Below are 842 nucleotides of genomic sequence, written 5' to 3'. Positions count from 1 at the left end.
CTGGCTAAGCAAAAGAGCGACATCGAGCCATTCGCAGCGATGAAGCAAAAGGGTAGCACTACCTACCAGTCCGTATTGATCGCCAATACTGGCGCCGGCATCGCCAAAATCAGTGATATCGTCAACAAGAATGTCGCTTACGGTGATAAGGCATCCACCTCCAGCCATTTGATTCCGAAGTCGATATTGGCGGAAAACGGTTTGAAAGCCGGCGAAAACTATCGCGAACACTTTGCCGGTGCGCATGACGCGGTGGCCATGGCCGTGCAAAACGGTCACGCGCAGGCTGGCGGCTTGAGTAAGCCGATTTTTGAATCCCTGGTTCAGCGCGGACTGGTCGATCCCAACAAAGTAAAAGTTCTTGCCGAATCGAAGCCATATCCGCAATACCCGTGGACCATGCGCAGCAATCTGAAGCCGGAACTGAAGGAAAAGATCCGTGCAGCCTTCTTGAATCTCAAAGATCCGGAAGTCCTGAAACCTTTCAAAGCCGATGGTTTCGGCCCGATCAGCGACAAAGACTATGACGTGGTGCGCAGCCTTGGCACACTGCTCAAGCTCGATCTGTCGAAGTTCTAAGTGAGCGACAGCATGCAAGCTGATTTTGGTTTGATTCTGGCCGAGCGCCAGCGCGTATGGAACCGCACGATACTGCAGTTTGCCGTTGTGCTGGCGATTGTGATCGGTTGCTGGTATTACGTCGGCCTATTTGATGCCGAGCGATTGAAGGATGGCATGCCAAGCCTGGTAAAAATTGCCGGCGAGATGTTCCCACCGAACTTCTCGCAGGCTGGCACCTGGGTCAAACCGGTACTGGATACCTTGGCCATGAGTATCGCCGG

1 protein-coding gene and 1 pseudogene are annotated in these 842 nt (G+C 53.4%); both read left to right on the top strand.

Annotated features, from left to right (window positions below; genetic code table 11):
* The coding region (gene phnD, locus ABG80_RS00480) for a phosphate/phosphite/phosphonate ABC transporter substrate-binding protein (protein ID WP_058085846.1) at positions 1-579 on the top strand (579 nt) is incomplete at its 5' end.
* A pseudogene (locus tag ABG80_RS00475) lies at positions 580-842 on the top strand (phosphonate ABC transporter, permease protein PhnE); the annotation flags it as partial.

The organism is Aquabacterium parvum (assembly GCF_001447195.1).
GTDB classification, from domain to species: Bacteria; Pseudomonadota; Gammaproteobacteria; order Burkholderiales; family Burkholderiaceae_C; genus Aquabacterium; species Aquabacterium parvum.
The sequence above is the reverse complement of the archived record's forward strand: the minus strand, read 5'-3'. Positions and strand labels throughout refer to the sequence as shown.